Consider the following 19,620-nt stretch of genomic DNA (forward strand, 5'->3'; position numbering starts at 1 on the left):
ATCCCATTAATTCTTACTGTTATAAAGCTCTTTTACTTCGTCTCCGGTTAATGGCTCACTATAAAAATGGAACTGATCCAAAGCGCCTTTATACCATCCTGCCCAACTCTGATTAGTTGCCCCACTAGTTAAACTAGGGTTGGCCTGATATGGAAAAGTTCCGATTATCATTGGGCCAACATCTTTAAATTGTAATTCTCCCAAACCGGTTATAACCGATTGAAATACGCTATTACCATCTTTATATATATTCATTGTAGAGGTAGTACCATCATAAACAAAAGCCATATGTACCCAGTCTCCAAATACATTATCAACTCTGGCTTCCACCCATTTCTCTACCCTGCTTCCGGTACGTTCATTGTAGATATGTACCTTGAAAAAGGCTTGAGTCTCACTGCCGGTATTTTCCAGAAAAATATCAAGATTGGACCAGAATGTTTTAGTATTTGTAATTGAGAACAAACCTGTTGCTGCTGTATTCCGGGAAGATTTCATCCAAAATGAAACTGTAAAGCTACCAAGATTTGTAATTTCACTCTCTACAATTTTAGATATTGCAGGATGGTTATTGATTAGAACATAAGTCGTATCTGCATCTCCTTTATAAGCTTTACCCTTTACTCCATCTATAAATGAGTATACGCCCACTCCACTATTTACAAACTGATAGGTGCTTTGGTCATAAACATCACCTTCAAAAGGAAGATTTAACTTCTCAGGCTTGTATTCGCCTGTGGGATCAGGGAATCCCTGAGGATAATCGAATGCAGGATCATTCTCTAAATCCTGAAAGCAAGATTGAGCTCCAAACAATAATACAGTTAAAACTATTATTGCAGATATATATTTTTTAATTTTCATAGTCATTAATTATTTAGTTGGAATAATTTGGATTCTGAACTAAAACGCCATTCGATTTATCAATCTCAGCTTGAGGCAGAGGTAGTAAAGCATGCCTGTTTTGGTAATTGGTTTTACCTGCTGCATGAAGTACCTGCTGCGCTGTACCCCAACGTACAAGATCATAGAAACGATCCCATTCCATACCTAATTCCACGCGTCTCTCATGTCTTACGGCATTTCTAAATGCAACCTGATCTGTTGTAGTAACCTTCGGTAATATAGCACTGTTTCCAGCTCTTGCGCGGGCACGTACCCTTTCGAGCAGTTCGATAGCCTCATCAGCTTTTCCGCCCATTTCATTTGCAGCCTCGGCAGCCATCAATATGACATCCGATAATCTGATAAGGCGAATATTAAACCAGAAGCCACCCTTTGTATAGAGAGTTCTTAATGCAGGATTTGTATACGCTTTTTTGTTATAATATTTATTTAAAACATCTCCATTTGCCACAGGCTTTTCTCCCCACGGTTTATTTGCCGGAATAGTAGCCGGATCTTCTCCTGTTTTTACAAAATATAATAATGTTTCGTCTTTGCGAGGGTCTCCCGGTTCAAAAGCATCGGCAAGTAGTTGTGTTGGCGTATGCCATCCCCAACCCATATTCCAGTCACCTGCACCTCTTACTCCCTGAACCTGACAAAATTGGCTGCCAATATCGTTAGATCCGGGTAATGCTGATGTGGCTGTACATTGCAATTCGAGTATCGATTCACTACAATTTTCACCAGTTTCTCTGAATATTTGATCGTAAGGCGTATCTAAATTATATATATTTGAATTAATAACTTCCATAGCTAAGCTATAAGTATTGGCCCAATCGTTTCTCATTAAATAAGTTTTGGCATGTAATGATTTAGCCGCACCCCAAGTGAGACGTCCTACAAACCTGCTTTCCCACATAGGAGGAAGACTATTTTCGGCTTCGGTCAAATCTTTATCGATAAGTTCATATATTTTAGTTGCAGGAGACTTAGGTAGAATAGCTTCTGCCGCATCTTCTATTTTGAAATCAATATATGGAACTTCACCAAAGGCTCTGACAAGATTGAAGTAGGCAAACGCCCTGAAGAAATGTGCTTCTCCTCTACAGATAATATCCCCTTCGGTAAGAGTTTCTCCATTCTTTTCGGCTGTACTCATCTTGTCCAATACACGGTTTACAATATGAATCATATCAAAATTACTTGCATAATAGCTTTGGATAAGTCCATTTGATGCATTATACTCAAAATCGTCGTACATTGGTCTCTGAGCCGATCCATCCGAAGCTGTCGTTCCTGTTTCCACGTCTTCACTTCTAAAGTTATGAATAGCTAAAGCCGGAGAACCTGATGTTACATTAAAACCTCTCATCTTAGCATATAATGTAAATATATCCGTCTGATAAGATCCCCCTTTATTATCGTCTTCTGTCCATTGACCTTGTGGGGCTTGATCTAAAAGGTCTCCGCATCCGGTCAATACAAATGCAAACACTATTAATGCAGATGTACTAATTGCTTTTAATATATATTTTTTCATGTTATTTCTCTGTTTGGATTAAAATGTAAGATTTGCACCGAAAGTATAAATCACAGGCATAGGGTAAGTACCGCTATCTATACCGAACGAAAGTGCACTACCTCCGATTTCGGGAGTATATCCTGAATTCTTCGACCATGTCTTGAGATTCTGAATATTTCCATAGATACGAAGTGACTTCATGTATATCTTATCCAGGATAGACTTAGGGAAAGTATAACCCAACTGAACATTCCGAATACGGAAGAAGCTTCCATCTTCGATAAAATAGCTTGAAGCCATCTGATTCATTGCTCTGGATGGATCCAATATCGGTTCCCAATTTGAAGTACCTTCACCATGCCATCTGTTCATTCTTTCTGTTCTGTAATTGAATTGAGCGAAAGAAGAAGCATCCCAATTGCGGTAGATATCATTTCCATAAACGCCCATCATGTCTATACCAAGATCAAAGTTCTTATATGATAAGTTTAGATTGATACCATAAGTAAAATCAGGTGTTGGATTACCTATTTTGGTTCTGTCCTTGTCTGTTATTTTACCATCCCCGTCAATATCTGCAAATATCAAATCACCGGGTCTGACAGTTCCAAGGGCATTAGGCGTAGAATTTTTTATATGTTCATAGTTTTGATATACACCGATTACCTTATATCCGTAGAAATAGCCGATCGGCTCTCCTTTGATAGTACGCGATACACCGTTCTCCAATTTAGCCGCAGTATCTTCAACATCTATTTTATTCACCTTATTGCTTATAGTAGTGAGATTACCTGCGATGGTGTAATTGAAACCCGATTCTCCGATTTTATCAGACCAGGAACCAGCCAATTCAACTCCTCTGTTTTGTACCTCGCCCAAGTTTTGCATTTCATTTTGTACCCCGGCAATAGCTTCTGTTACCACAAGAATATCTTTTGTGTTCTTACTGTAGTAAACCGGTTCTATTCTCAAACGGTTATTCAAAAATTGAGCCTCAAATCCGGCTTCCCATGAATATGTCTTTTCCCAGCCAACATTCTGGAGAAGATACGCTGTACTATATCCAGTCAGTATATTATCTCCGAAAACAGCACTGCCTGAAGAGTTTAACCCCGGATAAGAAGGATAATTACGTCCTCCCGTATTCTCAGAACCTAGAACACCCCAAGAACCTTTTACCTTCAGGTAATCAATAGCACTCTGATTCTCCATAAAAGATTCGCTACTCACGATCCAACCTCCACCAAAAGAGTAAAAGTCATCCCATGTATTTCCTACATTACGGAATACCGAAGATCCATCCCTTCTGTACGAAGCATTAAACAAGTAACGGTTGTCATAGTTGTAAAGACCCCTCAAGAGATAAGACATCGTAAATCGTCTAAATTGGCTACCAGTATTCGTCATCGATGAATTGGAGATTGATGTCAACCACCACTTGTCAGGATCATCATTTGGTATCGAGAAATCAAAATCTCCATATTTTTGGCTACGACCACCACCCAAGCTGGAAGATTCCCTATAATTAGTTGTAATACCAGCAGTCGCTGTTACACCATGTTTATTAAATTGATTGCTATAAGTCAGAATATAATCCTGTTGAGCAACCAAACTATGATTCTTACTTTGGTTGATAGTTTCATATTCGCTTATCATCTCCTTATTCTTTATATCCGGATTATATACATTTACTAACGGGGAATAACTTCTTGAGTCGCCTGTAGAATAGTCTAAAGAGAAGGTTGCTTTAAACGTCAGAGATTTCATAAGATCTACCTCTCCGTATATATTTCCTGCAACCCTATAGTTCGTCGCTTTGTTATGATCACCTTGCAGCTGAGTTGCAATCAAAGGATTCCATACCTGCGAACGTTGAAAATCGGGCATCGTATGCAGTAGAGTTTCTTCTTTACCGGTAAGCGGATCAGTATATACGCCATAGACAGGAGCTATAGGTGCTGCTCTGACTGCTCCTGCCACGCCTTTTGCATCGGGTGGTAAAGATCTGGATCCATTAACCTGAAATCCGAATCTCAAGAAGTTAGTAACATTGTAATCACTGCTCAGATTAACGGTTGCTTTAGTATATTTCTCTGACTTTATAGATCCCTCTTCCGAAGTATATCCCAATCCTAAATAGAATTTATTCTTCTCGCTGGAACCGGTAATACTAACATTATTATTGGTCACAAATCCTGTTTGAAAAATCTCATCCTGCCAGTCTGTATCAGCTTGCCATGCAGTATAATCAAACGGAGTAGTTACCCCCTGATTAAGTCTTTGTTCATTATACAACTCTTTAAATTGGGCTGCATTAGTCACACTTATCCTGTCGGCGATATGCTTAAATCCTACCGAAGCGTTTATGTTAACTATTGTTTGTCCGTCTTTAGCCCTCTTTGTAGTAATTATAATAACACCATTTGCTCCCCGCACACCGAATATAGCCAATGAAGAAGGGTCTTTAAGGATTTCCATAGACTCTATATCTGCCGGATTCAAGTAATTAATATTATCGGAAAACAATCCATCCACTATATACAAAGGTGTATAACCATTAAGAGAGTTTGTTCCACGAACACGTATCTCCGGATCCTGTCCGGCACGTCCTGTATTTACAATCTGCACACCTGCAACTTTACCTTGCAAGCTAGCCAATGGGTTAGCAGATGGCCTGTTCGCAATTTCGCCAGCCTTAATACTAACAATAGAGCCTGTCAAGTCGCGTTTTTTCGCTGAACCATATCCAATCACAACCGTTTCGGTAAGCAGTTGGGCATCGTCTTCCAGGGTTATGTTTATAGTAGACTGAGAACTTACTGTAACCAATTGTGTTTTCATCCCCACATAAGAGAATTCCAAAACATCACCTGATTTGGCCGACAGGGAATATACACCATCTATATCTGTAACAGTGCCAGTAGTGGTATTTTGTATCTTAATGCTCACACCAATCAGAGGTTCGCCAGTCACATCTGTCACTTTACCTGTGATAGTCTTTGTCTGAGCATAAATACTTACTGTACTCACCAGTAAAAGGCAAGCAAGGAACATAAATCCCCTCATAAGGAAGGAACTGGCTCCAGACGTAATAAATGTTCTTTTAGGTTTAATTTTCATAGTTTTACTTTTTATTTAAACACACATTATCAAACAAAAATCTACTATGAACGACTGAAAAGGAAATGGTAATTATTCTTAAGATATTTTTAAGGCATTATTTCTGGTTGCGAATGAGATACTGGATTACCATATCGTATCGGGGTCGTGATATTAGATTTTATGTCAAATGTAGATAATCTGACAAAAGTGTTTCGAAAAGTTAATACATCGCAATTACTTACCACCCGATTTTAACAGTACCACTACCTCATTATTACCTCTCAAATAAAAATAAGCATCTTATTACAAACACATTAAATCAATCAGTCTATTTCTAAAAAAAACTCATTTAAATTCTGGGAAGGCTGAATATTTAACTTTTTTCGTAGTCTGTAGCGGCTGTTTTCTACGGCTCTTATAGAAAGATTCATTAATGAAGCTATTTCTTTTGTCTCCAAATTTAGTTTAAGACAAGCACAAAGCCGGAGGTCATTATTTGTCAATTGAGGGTATAAAGCTTTCATTTTTTTAAAAAATCCGGTATGTTTCTCTTCAAATTTTATAAGGAACATTTTCCAGTCATCTTCCGAATTCATATTATTATTGAGTAGTGAATTTATCTTATGATATAAAGGTAATAAAGCATTAATCTTGTTCTTTGAATAAAAATCGTCTACAATATCCTTAATTCTCAGAATCAGCTCATTCTTCTGTATAATAAATGAAGTCTGTGTAAGTAACTCCGCACTTTTTTGTTCCACTTCCTGCTGAAGTTCCCCTGCTAATACTCTTAAACGTCTTGTTTCACGATGTCTGATCTTCTGCAAATGCAGATTGCGATAGCGGCGAAGGATAAGTAGCCATGTAATATATAATATCCCGACTATCATTAATACATAAAACATATATGCCCAGATAGTCTGATACCAGGGAGACAGGATCTCAAATCCGTAGGATACCGGCTCGGAATAATTTCCTAAATTATCTATAGTACGTACCATAAACTTATATTTTCCTTCCGGAAGCCGCGCATAAGAAATACTATTTATCTTTTGTGGAACAGACCAATCCTTATCTACATCCTCCAGCATATACTGAAACGATAAATTGGAAGCGAATGCATTATTTGATGAAAAACCAAATGTAACAGTATTGAAAGTATAAGAGACTTCTGCACTTTCTGTTAAATCCTTATATTCTATGCGATCGTCGATATTTACAGTCCGCATAAACTCAATATACGGAGCGGATAATTCTTTATAGAGATTTCGTTTTGTCTCTTGCGTTTTATTGTATAGTAAAAAACCATTATCAAGGCATATGAGGCTGGTAATATCGTTTAGTATGGAAACATTCTCATAGGCATTCACTAAGGACAGATTCATTCCTAAGTTGTAATTCTCCAATATAGATATTTCATAACCATCGTAAAAGAATTTGTAAATGGCGGCATCTGTCAATGCCCAAAACTGATTTTCTCTTATAGGAATTATCTGCCTTATATTATGCACGGTGCTGAAAGATTCATTCAGCAATGAACTGGGCACAATCTCATTCTCTATATCGTCATATGTATAAAACCGGTTGTCTCCAAGCAAAACGATACGCCCTCCAACCTTAAACATTTTTAGTTTATAGGGAAGTCCATCCTTATTATTACCTCCATAGTATGAAAAGGACCTGAATCCCGAAAAATTATCATCCAGTTTACAGCGGTACACTCCTCTGTTGAAATGTTCCAGCCATATATTACCTAAATGATCAAACTCTGCATTTATGATTGGTTCGGATATCTGACCGGGAGTAAAGACACGGTTTGTTTTCTTATCTACTATTCTTATTGAGCTATATGTGGATAGTACTAATAAATCATGATCCCTTACTTTAGCCTCAGACAAATTATATACACCTGTACCTATAGCAAATGCGTCTGTAACCGACAGGTTTTTATGGATTTCCTTCAATCCTTTGTTGTGACAACAATACAGGACACCATCAACCACCTTGAGAGCCCAAACCTGGCCTTGTGTTCCATCTATCAGTTTCATATCGGAAAGAGCATTCGGCTTATTCAAACCCTCTGTTGTAATGTAAAATACACCCTGATTGGTTCCGATAAATAGCTTATTATCCCAAAGTACAGCACAATACACAGCTCCTGTCTTTCCACCGGGATCTGTATAACAACTCATATTTTCGATATATTGAATGTATGCTATTCCACGGTCAAGAGCAGCCCAGATATTGCCCAGATTATCCTCATACAAAGAAAGCACCGTATTATTCTGGAGCGTGCTTTCGGATGATATATGATCTACAATACGGCCGTTAATATCAACCTCGTAAATTCCATCCAAAATAGTGCCCAGATAATATGACCCTTTTGAAGACACCACACCACAGTTCAGCTCCTTCAAGTTCATTATACCCGAAAGTACAGGACTCCACTCCTTAAAGCTTTCACCGTCATAAATATAAATACCTTTGGATGTAGTACCTATAAGATACTGATCTTCCTTATAAGGTAAAATAACACGAACATCTGTACCTTGAAAGACCTCACTGCCCTCTATTTTTTCAAGTTTATCTCCCTTAAGCCGGAAAAGTGAGCCCAGCATTTGCTGTACAAGAAATTCATCCCTGACTTTAGTAAGGAATAGAAAAGCTTTCTCGGATGGAATCCGTTTTACCGTATTATAATCATAGATATATATAGAATTAAATGACTGAAAATAGACGCAATCACGCGCAATCCAGATTTTCCAAAAATCATCATTTTTGAAAAGAGCCTTGTCCAGATTATCGCTCAGGGAAGTATAAACGAGCTTTCCGGAAATATCCCTGTCCCAGCGGCCAAACTCTTCATAGCTCCCCGTAAATATGGTTTTGTGCGACAGTACCGACACAGACCGGACAACCAATGAATTTGGTATCCGGTTAAGATTCCATTCTATACCATCGAATTCGAGCAGCCCTATATCATTACCAAAATACATAGTCCCTCTTTCATCCTGTCCTATCGCCCAGTTCTTGTTATCTGCCTGATATTTTTCCCTATACAAGTTTATAATATGCGGCTTATTGGAAAAAGCAGAGATGGTAGTTAAAAACAGTATGATTAAGATAATATATCCGGATAATCGCTTCATAGGATCTACAGTTTTAAGGAGGGTTCAATTATATTAGTCGTTTTTCGTGACTCGGCATAATCAAAATAAACTTTGCTTCTGCTCTCGCTACTTAAAACGTTCTATTTCGACATTCAAAAATAACACAATTTTATTAAAATAACATTCTTAAACCATCTTGGTTCACCTGATACAGACAAAGTGAAGGCATCCGTTGACAATAACGGATGCCTTCCATATATAATTAATAATTTAAATTATCTTTCCCACTGCTGCAACTCGCTTACAGCAAGCTGATAGTCCCGTTCCGTTTCATAATACTTGTCTATCGTTTCATAATATACAGAAAGCTCCAACAAATAGTTTATGAGAGACAACTGACCTTTATCCAATGCCTTTTTCAACAAGTCGCGATTGTTCGTAACTTTCAGCGTTTCCTGATATTCATTCAGCAATACAGAAAGCTTAGAAGCCTTATCATATTGATTCTTTAATGTATTCTGAAACTGCAATTTGGTGTCAGCATGCTGCATCTGCAAAGCTACAGTCTGCGCTTTCTGATGTTTTACAGTATTCTTTCCTTCCCACAAAGGGATGGAAACACCTACTGTAAAACCTTGCAATGTAGTACCGAGAATGCGCTCACTTGTATATCCGGCTGTAATCTTCGGCAAATTCAGAGCACGGGTCAGTTGTTCCTGTTTTTTGCTTAACTCAACTTCCTGTTCGGCCAGACGCAAAGAGGGATTATTTTCTTTTACTCTTTCAAACCATTCTGTAAAGTTAAGCGGAAAAAGATAATCCGGATAATTACCGAACGGATATACGAGTGGCTCCCCGCCATTCAGCCGTTGTAATTCAGCCCTCAGCGTATTTATTTCAACCATATTTATCTGATATAGCTTTTCTGTATTGAGTAAATCCAGTTTGGTTTTATTTCTCTCCAGGATATCGATATCTCCCTGGTTGAACCGTTTCTGGTAAGCATCAGATAACTCCCGTGCAGATTCCAGACGTTGGGTTAGTTGCTCATTCAACTTTGTCTGGTAAGTAAGTTCGACACACAAAGCACGCGCCTGTTGCATAATTTCCCTGTGCTGTTGGTCATAGGTCAAATCAACCTGCTTATTCTTACCTGCCGCTAACTGTGATTTGTAACGGTAAGCAGTAGGAAAATCGAAAGACTGCGTAACATTCAGGTCCGTGCGGTTACCTTCTCCGGCAGGACTCCCCCACAGATAACCGAACTCAACTTCAGGATTAGCCATATTTATCCCGGTCTTGTTGCCGATCTTATCGGCATTAGCTTGCTCCCGGTACGCCTTCAGTGTTGTATTGTTCGCTTCTATACTTTCCAACACCTTACTGAATGTATCCTGTGCCTCAACGCTAACAACACATAGCAGCGATAATAAAAGTATATATATTACTCTTCTCATAATTTGATTCTTTTTTGTCAAACAACCTCTTGTTTTACCTCTTTACGGTTTTTCAACATCCTGTAGATAATGGGTACGACATACATATTTAATAAAGTAGATGTCAATAGCCCCCCGAGTATAACTTTTGCCATCGGGCTTTGTATCTCATTCCCCGGAAGGTCTCCCTGAATAGCCAATGGAATAAGGGCTAAGCCCGAACATAGAGCAGTCATCAATATTGGGTTCAGACGATCGAGAGATCCTTGCAGGATACTCTTATTCACAGAATATCCATGATTACCCAAATCATTATAATGCGCCATCAGCAGAATACCATTTCGTGTCGCAATGCCAAACAACGCTATAAATCCGATAATGGCAGGAATACTAATTTCACCCGAAGTGAATAAAATGGCATATACTCCTCCAATGAGAGCCAATGGCAGATTAAGAAGTATTACTGCCGATTGAGTTACATTCCTAAATTGATTGAACAACAATAAGAATATAATCATAATAGCAAAGACAGACACAATAAGCAATATCCTCGATGCAGCCTGCTCACTCTCAAACTGTCCGCCGTACTCGATATGATAACCCTCCGGCAACGTAATTTCTCCGTCGATCTTTTCCCTGATATCATTAACTACACTACGTAAATCGCGATCGGCAACATTGGCAGAAACAACAATCTTACGCTGTGCATTTTCACGGTTTACCGTGTTGGGGCCTGTGGATGAAGTTATCACCGCGACATACTCGAAAGGTATTTTCTTATCACCGGCATCTATCATCAGGTTCCGGATTTTGTCCGCCTGATCTTTGTAATTATCCGATGCTTTTAATGTCAGGTCGAAGCTTTTACCATCCCTGTAAACTTGCGATACAACTTCCCCGGACAACATCACTGTTACAAAATCGGAGAATTGGGGCAATGTAATTCCGTATTTTGCCAGCATCTCCCGCTTTGGGGTTATCTTCAATTGCGGACGCTCTACCTGTTGTTCTACATTCAGGTCGGCAACCCCCTCGATACTTTCTATCGAAGATTTGATTTCATTGCCTAAGGAGTATAGTTTATTCAGGTCCGTACCAAACAACTTAATCGCAATATTGGCTTTAGTACCCGAAAGCATATGATCGATACGGTGCGATATAGGCTGCCCTATTTCGACACTGATACCCGGAATAGCATTCAGTTTTTCGCGAAGTTCGGCTAACATATCCTCCTGAGAACGGTCTTTGAGCATAAACGGGGCTTCTATCTCGGATGTATTTACACCGAATGAATGTTCGTCAAGTTCTGCCCGGCCTGTCTTACGGCCTACTGTCTGTATCTCGGGAACGCTAAGCATAGCCTGTTCGGCCATAATTCCTACTTTATTCGATTCTTCGAGCGATATACCCGGTAAGGTATTTATCGTAACTGTAAACGAACCTTCATTGAACGGAGGTAAAAAGTTACGTCCGAATGTAAAGAATATGATAATGGCAGAGACTAATAATACTCCTGTCACACCAAGAACGATCTTCTGTTTTTCCAAAGCCCAATGCAGACTTTTTTCATATACAGCTTTTAATTTAACCACAAAGACAGGTTCTTTCTCTTCCTTATTCTTCTTGTTGTTACCCAACAGATAACTACATAATACGGGAGTCACTGTAAGGGCGACAACGGTAGAGGCAAACAAGGCCACAATAAAGGCAATACCCAGTGGAACAAGCATACGCCCTTCCATCCCGCTAAGGAAAAACAACGGGATAAAACTGGTAACAATAATCAGTGTGGAATTCAATATCGGCATGCGGACTTCTTTCGAGGCCTCGAAAACAACCGTTAGTACAGAAAGTTGTTCCTCTTTCGGTTTCTGCCTGTTTTCGCGCAGATGTTTGAATACATTTTCCACATCGATAATAGCATCATCTACCAGAGAACCGATAGCAATAGCCATCCCTCCCAGACTCATCGTATTTATTGTCAGTCCCATTAGTTTCAGGGCTAGAATAGACGTGAGTAGCGACAAAGGCAAAGCCATCAGGGAGATGAATGTAGTACGACCGTTCATCAGGAATATAAACAAAATAATAACTACAAATATCGCTCCTTCATACAGCGATTTCTGTACATTATTTATCGAGTTGTTTATAAATCGTTCCTGACGAAATATATCTGTGGATATCTTTATATCAGCAGGAATATTCTTCTGTAATTCGGCAAGTGAAACATCCAGTTTTTCAGACAGTTCTATTGTATTAGTATTCGGCTGTTTAGTGACAGTTATCAATACGGCAGGTTTTGTCTTTTCCGAAGCTATCCCTAATTTTGGGGTCTTCGCTCCTATCTTTATTTCGGCCACATCACTGATCAGAATAGGGCTTTCACCGACCTTTTTCACTACAGCCTTCCCTAATTCCCCTACATCTGCGCTTTGCAGTACACCCCTTACAATATATTCATTTCCATATTCATACAAGATGCCTCCGGACGCATTCTGATTCATATTGCGTGTTACCTGCAATACTTCATCCAGTGTTATGCCATAGTGCTTCATTCGTCCCGGATCGATGAGTATCTGATACTCTTCTATATCGCCGCCTATTACTGTAACCTGAGCTACACCACCTGTAGATAAAAGCCGTGGGCGGATTGTCCAGTCAGCGATAGTACGTAAATCGAGTAATGAAGTAGAGTCGGAAGTAAGGCCGATAATCATTACTTCCCCAAGTATTGAAGATTGGGGCCCCAAAGTAGGTTGGCCTATATTTTCGGGCAGGGCATCGCCCAAAGCTGTCAGTTTTTCGGTAACGATCTGACGGGCCTTATATATATCGGTCCCCCAATCAAACTCAACCCAGACCACTGAAAATCCGGTAGTAGAAGACGACCGTACACGACGCACATCTGTAGCTCCGTTTACAGCCGTTTCTATAGGAAAAGAAACCAGGCGTTCCACTTCTTCGGGAGCCATTCCGTTTGCTTCGGTCATTATCACCACGGTAGGCGCATTCAGATCGGGAAATACATCTATTTCCATATTCTTTGCGGTATAGAACCCGCCGATAAGCAGGAGCACCGCGCCAATCAACACCACAAGACGGTTGTTGAGAGAGAATTGTATTATTTTATTCAACATTGTCTATTCCTCCCATCTTTAGTGTTCATGGGCATGAGGTATAGCCGCTGAAGCCGATGCCAGTTTAATATGATATGCACCTTTACTTACAACCTTATCTCCCGCCTTTAATCCCGAAAGTATTTCTACAAGACTTCCGTCATTTGTTCCTATCCTGACTTCCTGCTTTTTGTAAGCATCGGGATGAGTCTGCAAATAGACGAAATAAACACCTTGTTCCTCTGTAAGAGAGGAAACCGGGATTGCCAGAACATTTTCCCTCGGCTGTCCCAGCAGATAAACTTCCACATAAGAGCCGGAAACAACCTGCCCTACATTATCAAACTCAAAATTAGCCGGTAGATAATACTCCTGACTGTTTGTCGAGCGACCATACGAGACAATGCGACCGTTCAGATCTGAAAGACGGTAAACGGTATTATCATACGAAGTTTTGAAATTAGCGGATGTTATGCTTCCCAGATCTTTATAATAGCGCTCCGACACATCGGCCCGAAGTTGCAACTTCCTGTTTTGGGTAACAGTCATTAATAGTTGGCCTACATCCACATATTGACCCTCAGTTACCAGTTTGCTTTTTACAAACCCGTTGATAGGCGAAGATATACTAATACCTCTTGCTGTAGAACGCTGACCTATGGCCTGATATGATACTTTTGCATTCTCATAATTCAGCTTTATCTCGTTGTATTCTTTTTGCGAAATCAGTTTATCTCCGATCAGGGATTCTGCCCGTTGATACTCGCGTTGAGCTATATCATATGCTGTTTTCGCTTTTATGGAAGGGTCTCCATCGACAAGGTTTTTCGAAGAGATGCTAACCAGAGATTCGCCTCCTTTTACAGCTGCACCCTCATTCAACGATGCTTTATTAAAAGATACGATACCGCTCGATGTAGCAGAAACAGTAACTTCATCGCCTTGTGCCGATAATATCTGTCCGCTGGTCTTTATCACCTGATGAAACCTGTCTGGCTTTACATTAAGCACTTCCAAGCCGGCTTGCTTCGCCTGTTCGGGTGTAAATAATATTTCATCACCATGAGACTGTTCTTCTTTTCCATGATCGTGATCGCATTCTTCACCCTCGGCATGCTTATGATCTGCCTCTTGTTCATGGTCATGATCGCACTCCTCGCCTTCTGCATGGTTATGTCCCTCTTGCGATTCGGATGTATGATTATGTCCTGCGTGATCGTCTGTTTTAGGTTTGGAATTGCAACTCCATGATATCGCCAACAGACAGGCGAAATAAATAATATATTTTTTCATTATTCTTATTTCTTAGATTTTTTGCCACAACAAAGAGTGAGGAAATCCCGCCCTCTTCACAATGACATAGATAAAGTTTCTATAAAATATTAACCTAAAAAATAAGATACGGGAGGGGCACGCAGGCTTTTTATTGAACCTACGAACGGTGGAATATAGTTTTCTAAATAAGGTTTTTGTTCTAATCGTTGTCCGAATTCGGGAGCTTCAAGATAAAGCTCACTCAGTGGATTTATTGTAAACAGTAACGACAGACAATTAGCGCAAGGTAGTATATCGTCATGAAGATCATTATTCTGTCGAAGGACAATTTCCTTCAGATTACAATCTTCTGATGCCGAATGGTGGTGACGTTTATGTTCACAACAAGTGTTCCCCACATTATCATGTTGACCAGAACAATTATGTTGGTGAACGATTTCCTCCAGAGAGAAACAAACAGCACCATCGTGATGGGAATGAGGTAAAACTGTATGCGCCAATAAAAATATATTGGCAAGCATCAATAAAGACAAAGTGATCAGTCGTTTTACCTTTTTCATATCACAAAGATATGATTTTTTCTTAAAAAGCCCGGCACTTATCCGCTTCATTAATCGGAAAATAGCATCGGATTATGATCTTTCAGATAAAATTCGATTTTCTGAGCTGTTGCATCCTTCAGTAATACCCGCTTCTCCTTATCCAAAAGATAAAGTGTAGGTATGGCTTTCAGGTCATAGACCTTTTTATTCAATACAGTCTGGTTCTTATCATAACCATTTACCCATGATACAGGAATATCTTTCAGATGATTTTGCCAAATACTTAAGTCTGCATCAGGATAGAAAGTCAATACTTTAAGCCCGCCCGATTCGTGTATCTTATTTATAATGGGGGATTGCTTCAAATAAGCTATATTTTCGGCACAGGTATGGCAATCGGGATTGTAGAACATCAACAATGTATATCCTGCTTCTAATCTGTGGAGTGTTCCCGTTTTCCCCGAACCCAGGGTATAGGTAATATCAGCAGCTATCTGCCCAGGCCTGTTTTTCTCCATCATTTCCAGTTTGAATCTGACTTTCTCTTTTTCGACATCCCCTGTTGCCGAATCAGCCATTACGTATTTAGCCACCGGAATATAATATTCTTCGTTACGCATGAAGGAATTAGGATCATGCAGATACTTCTCGAAGTTTTTAGTAAAGAAAAAATACATCTCCGGTGTTTTCTGATGTTCAGCCTTATCTAATAAAGCCGCTATAGATTGCTCGGCAATATTCTTATCTGCTATCGGAAGAATCTGGACATAGTTTGCCAGAGCCTGTTCGGTAATGTCAGGCAGATGAATATATGTTGTATCCGAAAAATCGAAGTTATCCCAGTAATGGGTAATTAGAAAATTGGCTCTGTCGACAGGCGTCGTCAGCTCTTTCGGTACCTCCGGTAGTTCCAGTGCCGTTCTCTCCTCTACCCCCGTTTCCTGTGCAGATACGTTATTCTGAAAAGGCTTACTGTTACTACATGAATAAAGCCCGAGTGCGGCGACAACCACTATCCGTATAAAGTATTTCATATTCTATATCAATTAAATATCAGCAAAGATAACATTTTAACATTTTATATTAAAACAAAAAAGAACAGCAATAGTTTCATTCTCTTCGTTTTTCGTATTATGTCAGACACCTTCAAAATAACAGGATATAAAGACAAAATGGACAGGGAATAAACTCCGGGAATATAATGAGTATTGAGTAGAGAGCAGTATTTACTTCACCGAATTTGAAACAGTTTCTTAACCGGTTCTAGATAATCTCCAGACAAATAATCCCTATCTTTGATTCAAAAATACGACCTAATAAAAAACAATATGAAAAAAATCTTAGTCCTATTATTATCTGTTATAATACTCACTCCATCCTGTAGCAACGAATCGGAAAATGAGTTCTCGCCATTGGTAGACGGCCAAGATGAGCAGAAGACAGAAACTTATGTATTTAGCGGTATCAAGTATTCCTTCCGGGAAGGCGACGGAGTAGAGGAATCTCTATATACAGCTCCTTCTGTGGTATTTACAAATAAGACTGCCTCTGAAATGACTGTTTCCTCTGTAAATCCGGTTTGTGAAGACCTGAAACAGAAGTCCCAATTTATACCTGAGAACAAGCCAGAACAGAATATAGAGATAAACGATTCTATAACAATCGGAATACCATACAGCGTAGATTCTGACACGTTTGAGAAAGAGAAATGGTTTACTGTCAGCGGCAATACCGAATGGAAATATTCGGAGTTACCGGAGGAATCGGCAGATACAACTAAGATTGCAGATAAACTGACAGTACCATCATTCAAAAGCCTGAAAGTGGACAGGACTTTCAAGAAGCGTGTAGTACAGACATCTTACATCGCTACGTTCGTAGGCAAAGAGACAGGCAAAGTAGTTGAAGTCTATGGAAAATGGAAAGGTGTTGGATATTCCACATTCTCAGTAAAACTTAATGAATTGGAGATTGAATAAAGCCGCACGATATTGATGTGCCAGATAAAAAAGAGTACCACCAACGTGGCACTCTTTTCTTCTTTATTATATTCAGATTGATCAATCTTCCTCTTTCTGACTTGACTCGTACTCTTTCAACAGCTTGTCCTGAACATCAGACGGCACAAGTTCATAACTTGCAAACTTCATTGTAAACGAAGCCCGGCCTCCGGTCAGTGAACTAAGCGAAATGGAATAGTTAGCCATTTCTTTCAGCGGCACTTTAGCATTCAGTATCTCTATACCCCTGTCACTTTCCATTCCCATAATCATGGCACGGCGGTTCTGGAGGTCTCCCATCACATCCCCCATCCTATCCGATGGAACAGTTACTGTCACATCATAGATAGGTTCAAGGATCTTCGGGCCTGCATTCTTAAATGCTTCGCTAAACGCATTTCGTCCGGCAAGCATGAATGAAATTTCATTCGAATCTACCGGGTGCATCTTTCCATCATAAACAATCACACGAACATCACGCGCGTATGAGCCGGTAAGAGGCCCCTGCTCCAGACGCGACATCACACCTTTCAATATAGCCGGCAGGAAGCGCGCGTCGATAGCGCCTCCGACAATACTACTGACAAAGACAAGCTTGCCACCCCAATCGAGATCGTAAGTCTGCACATCTCGTGACTGCACCTTAAATTCCTGTCCGTTAAACTTATACGTTTCCGGCAATGGCATACCATCCACATATGGTTCTACGATCAAATGCACTTCTCCGAACTGCCCGGCACCTCCCGACTGCTTCTTATGACGGTAATCCGCGCGTGCGGACTTTGTTATGGTTTCACGATACGGAATCTTAGGTTCGGAATAAACAATGCCTATCTTATCGTTATTTTCTATTCTCCATTTCAATGTTTTCAGATGGAATTCACCTTGTCCGGATACGATAAGCTGCTTCAACTCCTTCGAGTTTTCAATCATCCATGTAGGGTCTTCCTCATGCATACGTTGCAACACCTCGTTCATCTTCTCCGTATCTTTCTCATTTTCAGCCTTTATAGCGCGACGATATTTAGGGTCCGGATATTTTATGAAATTGAACTTGTTATCTGTGCCTTTTGCATTTAAAGTATTACCTGTACGTACATCTTTGAGCTTCACTGCTGCCCCGATATCTCCGGCTACCAGCTCTTCTATTTTTGTACGCTGCTGTCCGGCCGGACAGAAAATCTGGCCGATACGTTCTTTCGAACCTCTGTCGGCATTTATCAGGTCGTCTCCTTCATGTACTTTACCGCTCATTACCTTAAAGTAAGAAACTTCTCCTACATGCGGCTCAACCATTGTTTTAAAGAAGAACAGGCTGGCCGGTGCTTCCGAATCGGGCTTCACTTCCACTCCTTCGGTATTCACAGGGGCAGGCTGGTCGCGCACGTAAGGTACTACATTACCAAGGAATTCCATTGTACGGCGCACACACATATCTTTTTCTGCAGATACGCAGAATACCGGGAACAAATCCCTGTTTACCAACCCCCAACGTATACCCATACGCATCTCGTCTTCGGTCAGCGTGCCTTGTTCAAAGAATTTCTCCATCAGGGACTCTTCGTTTTCCGCAGCTGCCTCTATCAGTTTTTGCTGCAATTCGGCTGCCTTATCTAATTCTTCGGCAGGTATATCGAGAACCTCCGGAACACCACCTTCAGGCTTCCATCGGAACATTTTAAATTTCAAAACATCAACAACAGCATTGAAACCTTCCCCACAATTGATCGGGTATTGTACCAATACAGCCTTTTCGCCATAATCGGCTTTAAGTTGAGAAACCACATTTTCAAAGTCTGCCTTTGGATGATCTAGTTGGTTGACAATAAAAATCACCGGTTTCTTAAATTTTTGAGTATATCTCAATTGGTTTATGGTACCTACTTCCATACCATACTGGGCATTCAGCACCATCAGTGCTGTATCTGTAACATTTAACGAAGTAACTACATTTCCGACAAAATCATCTGATCCCGGACAATCAATAAAGTTAAGTTTTCTATTCATCCATTCCACAGAGAAAATGCTGGAAAAAACGGAATATCCGTATTCTTTTTCCACGGGGAAATAGTCCGAGACAGTATTTCCGTCCTTAACACTTCCTCTGCGTTTTATGACACCCGCTTCGTAGAGCATGGCTTCGGCGAGAGTGGTTTTGCCCGCTCCCGAACTACCAAGAATAGCTATGTTCTTGATTTCTTGTGTTTGGTAAGTTCTCATGGCTAAAAATGTTTTACATGGTTAATATTATTATACCTTTTACCAAAATAGCCTCATTTTGAGGCGATATTTCCAAAATTAGTGAAATGTTTTGAGGATATTATCATTTTTAGTATGCTAAATATCATAACATGTTAAAAAATATCTATTCTTCATCCCGTTTTCATATCTATGCTTACTACTATCCAAGATAAAAAGATGAAAATCAATATAAATAACTACTCTTCGAGATGATTTTATGCCCTTAAAAGGTAACAAAGGTTACACTATTTCACTCATTTGCTAATATGCTAATCTACAAATTTACGAATCAATCTTTCAAAGAACTACAAGCTAACAGCTAAAGGCTACCAACTCCAACTATATAGATAAAACTTTTCTTATGAATCACTCTCTATAAAGCATTATT

At 39.8% G+C, this 19,620-nt stretch carries 11 protein-coding genes; 1 reads left to right on the forward strand and 10 read right to left on the reverse strand.

The features are described 5' to 3' along the window. Window positions 1-6 precede the first annotated feature (6 nt). The 9 genes from HMPREF9455_RS10440 to HMPREF9455_RS10480 form a co-directional block, all read right to left on the reverse strand. Window positions 7-864: a LamG domain-containing protein gene (locus HMPREF9455_RS10440; RefSeq protein WP_006799652.1), complete on the reverse strand. Its 858-nt coding sequence runs from the start codon at window positions 862-864 to the stop codon at window positions 7-9. Between the two features lie 13 nt (window positions 865-877). Next, a complete protein-coding gene (locus HMPREF9455_RS21250; protein ID WP_006799653.1) occupies window positions 878-2,428 on the reverse strand; it encodes a RagB/SusD family nutrient uptake outer membrane protein in 1,551 nt (516 codons plus the stop codon). 18 nt (window positions 2,429-2,446) lie between these two features. Continuing rightward, on the reverse strand, window positions 2,447-5,530 hold the full coding sequence (locus HMPREF9455_RS21060) for a SusC/RagA family TonB-linked outer membrane protein (RefSeq protein WP_006799654.1): 3,084 nt from the start codon (window positions 5,528-5,530) through the stop codon (window positions 2,447-2,449). A 305-nt stretch (window positions 5,531-5,835) separates the two neighbouring features. Continuing rightward, the gene (locus HMPREF9455_RS10455) at window positions 5,836-8,661 is read right to left on the reverse strand and encodes a triple tyrosine motif-containing protein (RefSeq protein WP_006799655.1); all 2,826 of its coding nucleotides are present in this window, start codon (window positions 8,659-8,661) and stop codon (window positions 5,836-5,838) included. Window positions 8,662-8,897: 236 nt separating this feature from the next. Then, a complete protein-coding gene (locus HMPREF9455_RS10460) occupies window positions 8,898-10,079 on the reverse strand; it encodes a TolC family protein (RefSeq protein ID WP_006799656.1) in 1,182 nt (393 codons plus the stop codon). 17 nt (window positions 10,080-10,096) lie between these two features. Then, a complete protein-coding gene (locus HMPREF9455_RS10465; protein ID WP_006799657.1) occupies window positions 10,097-13,195 on the reverse strand; it encodes an efflux RND transporter permease subunit in 3,099 nt (1,032 codons plus the stop codon). Between the two features lie 18 nt (window positions 13,196-13,213). Next, window positions 13,214-14,467 (reverse strand): efflux RND transporter periplasmic adaptor subunit, encoded by a 1,254-nt coding sequence (locus HMPREF9455_RS10470; protein ID WP_006799658.1) that lies wholly within the window; start codon window positions 14,465-14,467, stop codon window positions 13,214-13,216. Window positions 14,468-14,556: 89 nt separating this feature from the next. Beyond that, window positions 14,557-15,009 (reverse strand): DUF6769 family protein, encoded by a 453-nt coding sequence (locus tag HMPREF9455_RS10475; protein ID WP_044216044.1) that lies wholly within the window; start codon window positions 15,007-15,009, stop codon window positions 14,557-14,559. 50 nt (window positions 15,010-15,059) lie between these two features. Beyond that, window positions 15,060-16,025 (reverse strand): DUF5106 domain-containing protein, encoded by a 966-nt coding sequence (locus HMPREF9455_RS10480; RefSeq protein ID WP_006799660.1) that lies wholly within the window; start codon window positions 16,023-16,025, stop codon window positions 15,060-15,062. Between the two features lie 294 nt (window positions 16,026-16,319). Between HMPREF9455_RS10480 and HMPREF9455_RS10485 the strand changes: the two genes are divergently transcribed. After that, on the forward strand, window positions 16,320-16,970 hold the full coding sequence (locus HMPREF9455_RS10485) for a hypothetical protein (protein WP_006799661.1): 651 nt from the start codon (window positions 16,320-16,322) through the stop codon (window positions 16,968-16,970). An 81-nt stretch (window positions 16,971-17,051) separates the two neighbouring features. Here the strand turns inward: HMPREF9455_RS10485 and HMPREF9455_RS10490 are convergent, their stop codons facing one another. Then, complete coding sequence (locus tag HMPREF9455_RS10490) at window positions 17,052-19,211, reverse strand: elongation factor G (RefSeq protein WP_006799662.1); 2,160 nt, start codon at window positions 19,209-19,211, stop codon at window positions 17,052-17,054. Window positions 19,212-19,620: the final 409 nt, after the last annotated feature.

It is taken from the genome of Dysgonomonas gadei ATCC BAA-286, from assembly GCF_000213555.1.
GTDB lineage: Bacteria > Bacteroidota > Bacteroidia > Bacteroidales > Dysgonomonadaceae > Dysgonomonas > Dysgonomonas gadei.

Coding starts and splice junctions, on each gene's coding strand:
- HMPREF9455_RS10440 (WP_006799652.1), bottom strand. CDS start 864: ATGAAAATTAAAAAATATATATCTGCAATAATAGTTTTAACTGTATTA.
- HMPREF9455_RS10475 (WP_044216044.1), bottom strand. CDS start 15,009: ATGAAAAAGGTAAAACGACTGATCACTTTGTCTTTATTGATGCTTGCC.
- HMPREF9455_RS10470 (WP_006799658.1), bottom strand. CDS start 14,467: ATGAAAAAATATATTATTTATTTCGCCTGTCTGTTGGCGATATCATGG.
- HMPREF9455_RS10490 (WP_006799662.1), bottom strand. CDS start 19,211: ATGAGAACTTACCAAACACAAGAAATCAAGAACATAGCTATTCTTGGT.
- HMPREF9455_RS21060 (WP_006799654.1), bottom strand. CDS start 5,530: ATGAAAATTAAACCTAAAAGAACATTTATTACGTCTGGAGCCAGTTCC.
- HMPREF9455_RS10460 (WP_006799656.1), bottom strand. CDS start 10,079: ATGAGAAGAGTAATATATATACTTTTATTATCGCTGCTATGTGTTGTT.
- HMPREF9455_RS21250 (WP_006799653.1), bottom strand. CDS start 2,428: ATGAAAAAATATATATTAAAAGCAATTAGTACATCTGCATTAATAGTG.
- HMPREF9455_RS10480 (WP_006799660.1), bottom strand. CDS start 16,025: ATGAAATACTTTATACGGATAGTGGTTGTCGCCGCACTCGGGCTTTAT.
- HMPREF9455_RS10485 (WP_006799661.1), top strand. CDS start 16,320: ATGAAAAAAATCTTAGTCCTATTATTATCTGTTATAATACTCACTCCA.
- HMPREF9455_RS10465 (WP_006799657.1), bottom strand. CDS start 13,195: ATGTTGAATAAAATAATACAATTCTCTCTCAACAACCGTCTTGTGGTG.
- HMPREF9455_RS10455 (WP_006799655.1), bottom strand. CDS start 8,661: ATGAAGCGATTATCCGGATATATTATCTTAATCATACTGTTTTTAACT.